We start from the raw sequence: 4,784 nt of genomic DNA, 5'->3' as shown, positions 1-4,784 counted from the left end.
AGTATCCTAGCTGCCATCGCCATTCCAGCTTACCAAGACTACACCGCTCGTGCTCAGGCAACCGAAGCCCTAAAAGCCACAGCAGGCATACAGTCTGATATCGGCGTGTTTGTTGCTGACCAAAATCGCTTTCCACAACAAGCAGAAGTTACAGGTGTTGGTAACTTAGCTGGTAAATACTTTCCAGCAGGTGGCGTTACAATAACTGGTGGTGATGCAGCTGCTATTAAAACACCAACCAAACCAAGTGTTATCACTGTTACATTTAATGCTGGTGCTAATAACGGCAAGACCGTTACCTTGACCCCAACTGCTGCAAATGGTCAAATCTCAAAATGGACATGTTCTGGCACAATCGATTCAAGCCGTCTGCCTAAGAGCTGTCAATAATCCTACCAAGCTTACCCACAAAACCCACCATTTTTTGGTGGGTTTTATTTTATCAGCATCAATGCTACAATCTTAGAAACACAAATAAATTTAAAAAATTATCACCATGATAGACAATCTAGAATATCTGACCGATAAACCACCAAAATCATCAAAGAAACACACGCTTATCCCATGTTCACTTTAACCATGGGCATGGTGGTGGTAATTGGTGGGGGTGATGTCTTTGACTACTAAGTTGTTATCAGAGTGGTTATGATAAGAAACCTGTATATGTATAAAGGTTGATTGAGTAAAAACTTATGTTACAATCAGTACAATCTAAATTTATAAATATCGCAAATATCGCCAAGGCAATGGACTTGATGAACCAAACTCATATCATAAATGACATCACATTTGAATGGGACAGTAATAAAGCACTATTGATATCAAAAACACATGGCGTTACGTTTCAAGAATGTGCCACGATATTGTTCAACCCTACCACCATTACCAAACAAGATTACCGTGATTATGGTGAACGGCGTTTTATTAGCACAGGTTGTAGCGATAAAGCACGCATTTTAACCGTCGTTTGGACTGAGCGTTACGATAAAATACGTCTAATTACAGGATTTTTGGCAAGTAAGGACCAGATTAAGGAATTTTATTATGGATAAAGATGACGACGTGTATTTTAATTTTGATATGACCGATGCCGTGCGTGGCATACCGCCACAAATCACTCAGCGACAAACCGCCAAACGCACACCCAACCAACAACATCAAACGTCTCTGATTGAGCCTGACGTATGGCAACTTATCAACCAAAATGCCAATCAACCAAACCAAATTGCCAAAATAAACGGCATGTTGCGTTTGTTATTGACTTAGCTTTTTTTTTGCAAAGGCGTGTTTATTTTTTTACTCTAAGTTTTTAACAATTTTCTTTATGAGTTGTTGTGATCCATCTTCTTTGCCCCTACCATTACTTAATAAAACCACCACCGCTCCCTTTTGGTCAATCAGTACCAACGTTCTTAACCCCGGCAATGCCCCATCTCGATAATACATGATTGAGCCATTTGGGGCATGACGAAAAGCGACCGTACCATAACCATGACATTTTTCATCATCGCCATGGTGGCTGTTGCTGTGTGAGCCATGTGGCTGATGTGAGTTGGTTTTGATGGCTTCACAAGCGTGATTGTCGCCTGTAGACAACACATTAGGCTCAGGCTGAGCAATCATCGCTTTTACTTGCTCTGCCAAGTCAATGGCATTGCCAGACAGCCCTGCTGCTGATGCCAAACCATCATAGTCAAATGCGGTGTAAATATCGCCCAATCCTGTGATGCCCGTCTCCACATGATTATAAAATACCTCATCTTCCATGGCGGCATTGCTGATAAAGCGTAGGTGGGTTTGGTTGAGTTGATATTGTTTGATGATGCTGTCTTGATATGATGGTGCTTGATGTGGTTGTTGGTTGAGCGTTGCCACCACTTCACCAAGCAAGCAATAGCCCAAGTTAGAATAACTGCTTTGGCTACCGGGGTCAAAGTTTAGCTTGATGTCATTCATCTTATCGATATGGTTGGGGCAGATGTCTTCACCAATGCCAAACATGTCATTGCCAAACATGCCATAACGGTCAAAGCCACCTTGATGTAACAACAGCTGTCTGATGGTAATGTCATTAACCCTAGCGTCTTTGGGTTGGTCAATCTGTGTCAGTATTGATACCAGTGGCGTGTCTAGCGTCAGCTTGCCTTGTCTGATTAGGCTTAGGGTCGCATCGGCTGTCCATAGCTTGGTTACGCTGGCATAGCGGTAGCGAGTGTCGGCAGTAACCGCTTGAGAGATGAGTGGGTATTTATCAACATAGCCATTATGACAATGATGGGTTTGCCCTTGTGCGTCGATATAAGCAATTTGATTGCTGGGAGCGTCGCCTTGTTGGGTCTGATACCTAAGCACCTCTGCCATCCAGTTTGGGCTATTGGCACTACAAGACAGATTGGTCAGTGACAGCTTGGCACGAATGGGATAGGTGGATAACCATAACTGATTGCGCGCTTGATTGTTGGCGTAATAATAGGCAAATACAACCATCAATAGTATAATCAGTGAAAGCTGTGCCATGTCTTTCAATGTTACATGATTAAATATCACTGCCATCACGTTACTTGTTCATTGTCATATTTTAGTTATTTCTGTTGGGGAATTTTTTTAGATTTAAAGCATGGAAAACAGCTACAAACCTTTAAAAAATTAGTAAAAGCGGTATAAATATTTTAAGTAAAGCACTTAATAGCGACTGGCTATTAACTTCATTTAGCCATGCAAATTTAGCCGTTTTCTTTTTCTGACGAACTGGCTTTGAATTTGAGTGTGTAACAACCCTTTACAAAATATTTTGTAGTAACGATTTTGTAAGCCAAGCATCCAATTAATAAATATAAAACGGTCACGACCAAAATGCTTGTTAAAAACTAAGGCTTGTTTGTTGTTTAGGTACATTCGGTATTTGTAGGCTTTGAGCATGATATGAATACTGGTTAAAATATAAGGTAATTTAGCATTATTTCTATTTAGTATCAATGATGAGCAAATAGAAAGATACACTGATTAAGTCATCCGTATTTGTATCTTTACCTAAATTAAAGATGATGAGTGGAGAATTACCCACGATGAGTTAAATGAAACATCAATCAATGAAATTTGACTTTCTCTTATACCTATCGTTCGGGGATTTCTTCCATAAGACAATCAATACTGATCGCAAGAATTTTCCGACTGGCATTAATGTCTCTATGATTAACCTTGCTGTGAATTTATGAATTAAATCTTGGCGTGTGTTTTTGATTTGAGCATGGATAGCTTTTACACGTTGTTTGTTTTTAGCACGTTGGGCAATTGCTAGTTTTTTAGCCCATTTTAGGATTTGTTTGATATGTGATTTATCGCCATTTGATGTTGTGACAAACTATTTTAAACCTAAATATCTGCCAATACTGCCAATACTACATTTTTATTTTGGGTACTCTTTAACGGTAATACAAGCATGCCGATGGTTATTGCTGGCCTAGACGATTTGTAGTGTCTTGATTTGGTATAGGCAAAGATTATCATTGTCCCATAGTTCATGATGAGTCTTTGTCCTTTATCTAGGTTGAGTTTCATGGTGGATTTTAAGCCTTTTTTACCAGTTTGTTGCGTGGCAATATGTTTGATGGCAGATTGTTTAAACGGTAGCCAACCAAGCGATTTACGCTTGGCATTGGGGTTATTGGTTCGCCAGTTTAGCCTTTTTAAATTGCTTACGGCTTTTAGTATGGGTTTCGTTGATGGCTTGAATGATTTGGCTATGCGTTGTAAATATCGTACCTTATACCATATTGGCATAGACTTTGGCGTACATGAATCCTTAGCCAGTCGTATCGCTCACAAAGTCGAAGACGTACTCATTAACTCAGGACATTTTGAATTACCTAAAAAACTTCCCAGCAGGACAGATAATGACATCAACTGACCAGCCATCATTGTCGATGCCACAGAAACCCCAATAGAACGTCTAAAAAACAATATGACAACGGTAAAAAGAAACAACATACCCTAAAAGCACAAATCATCGTTCACTGGCAAACAGGTATGATACTGGACGTACAAACTTACAAAGGCTCAGTACACGATTTTAAGCCGCACAAAGACACCTACCCTGAGTGGTTTGAATACAACACACTGATTATGGTAGACAATGGCTATCAGGGTATTGGCAAGCGGTATAAGCAAACATTCATACTATCTTAAGAAACCTAAAGTGATAAGTTTAATTAAAGAAGTAAAGAGAGCCAATCAGTATTTGGCTAAGTTACGTATCTTGATTGAACATAAAATAGGGTTAATCAAGCTGTTTAAAATGGTCTCGGAGCATTATCACAATAGAAAACGATGTTACAACCTGCGTATGAGATTGTTTTCTGGTATTGTTACTTCTGAGAAAAATAAACAAGCTCTCATCAATGAATGGTGAGAGCTTGTTTCTGTTTTAGATATGTTATATTTAATTATTTAAAAGCATTTGGGAGATATTTAGTATCAATATCTGATTGTTTCGAACCTACAGTTTCTAATTTTAATACCGAATCTTCAGTTACTTTGAGAACAATATTTTTTGATTTAAGTTTATCGGATACGCCATTGTCTTTAAACACGTAATGAATACCACAAACTAAACTACCAGCAGTATCAGCACCTTCTTGAAGAATGGTGGCTGTACCATATTTTCCGTCAAGTTTATCTTCAGCTGTGGCAGTACCGCCAGTGGTTGAAAAACATCTCCCATTTTGGCGATTGGTGCTAATGCTGGTTTTCAGACCATCAGCAAGGGTAAAGGCTTCTGATACTTG

Annotated in this window: 8 protein-coding genes and 1 pseudogene; 5 read left to right on the top strand and 4 right to left on the bottom strand. The window is 39.2% G+C overall.

Annotation, left to right across the window (positions count from 1 at the left end):
- The first annotated feature begins 3 nt into the window (after positions 1-3).
- The 3 genes from B0682_RS05120 to B0682_RS05110 all read left to right on the top strand — a co-directional run bounded on the left by B0682_RS05120 (position 4) and on the right by B0682_RS05110 (position 1,266).
- Positions 4-390 (top strand): pilin, encoded by a 387-nt coding sequence (locus B0682_RS05120; protein WP_240494877.1) that lies wholly within the window; start codon positions 4-6, stop codon positions 388-390.
- 365 nt (positions 391-755) lie between these two features.
- Positions 756-1,052: a BrnT family toxin gene (locus tag B0682_RS05115; protein ID WP_158077870.1), complete on the top strand. Its 297-nt coding sequence runs from the start codon at positions 756-758 to the stop codon at positions 1,050-1,052.
- A complete protein-coding gene (locus tag B0682_RS05110) occupies positions 1,045-1,266 on the top strand; it encodes a hypothetical protein (RefSeq protein WP_078307107.1) in 222 nt (73 codons plus the stop codon). The genes B0682_RS05115 and B0682_RS05110 overlap by 8 nt, the downstream gene beginning before the upstream one ends.
- A gap of 30 nt (positions 1,267-1,296) precedes the next feature.
- Here B0682_RS05110 and B0682_RS05105 read toward each other — a convergent pair whose 3' ends face one another.
- The 3 genes and pseudogenes from B0682_RS05105 to B0682_RS09635 form a co-directional block, all read right to left on the bottom strand.
- Positions 1,297-2,517, bottom strand: a complete 1,221-nt coding sequence (locus B0682_RS05105) for a serine hydrolase domain-containing protein (RefSeq protein ID WP_158077869.1) — start codon at positions 2,515-2,517, stop codon at positions 1,297-1,299.
- A gap of 192 nt (positions 2,518-2,709) precedes the next feature.
- A complete protein-coding gene (locus B0682_RS09785) occupies positions 2,710-2,919 on the bottom strand; it encodes a helix-turn-helix domain-containing protein (RefSeq protein ID WP_078307103.1) in 210 nt (69 codons plus the stop codon).
- A 247-nt stretch (positions 2,920-3,166) separates the two neighbouring features.
- Positions 3,167-3,763: pseudogene (locus tag B0682_RS09635) on the bottom strand (nuclease/transposase family protein); the annotation flags it as partial.
- Between B0682_RS09635 and B0682_RS09630 the strand changes: the two are divergent.
- Both B0682_RS09630 and B0682_RS09360 read left to right on the top strand, forming a co-directional pair.
- Positions 3,710-3,907: a transposase family protein gene (locus B0682_RS09630; protein WP_143823292.1), complete on the top strand. Its 198-nt coding sequence runs from the start codon at positions 3,710-3,712 to the stop codon at positions 3,905-3,907. The pseudogene B0682_RS09635 and the gene B0682_RS09630 sit on opposite strands and share 54 nt — an antisense overlap.
- Positions 3,904-4,185 carry a transposase gene (locus B0682_RS09360; protein WP_143823291.1) on the top strand — a complete coding sequence of 94 codons (282 nt, stop codon included), beginning with the start codon at positions 3,904-3,906 and terminating at the stop codon, positions 4,183-4,185. The genes B0682_RS09630 and B0682_RS09360 overlap by 4 nt, the downstream gene beginning before the upstream one ends.
- A gap of 257 nt (positions 4,186-4,442) precedes the next feature.
- On the opposite strand, the gene B0682_RS05085 is transcribed toward B0682_RS09360, so the two are convergent.
- On the bottom strand, positions 4,443-4,784 hold a 342-nt coding region (locus B0682_RS05085; protein WP_240494875.1), incomplete at its 5' end, for a pilin.

The organism is Lwoffella lincolnii, from assembly GCF_002014765.1.
Taxonomy (GTDB): domain Bacteria; phylum Pseudomonadota; class Gammaproteobacteria; order Pseudomonadales; family Moraxellaceae; genus Psychrobacter; species Psychrobacter lincolnii.
This window is presented reverse-complemented; position numbering and strand designations above follow the sequence as displayed.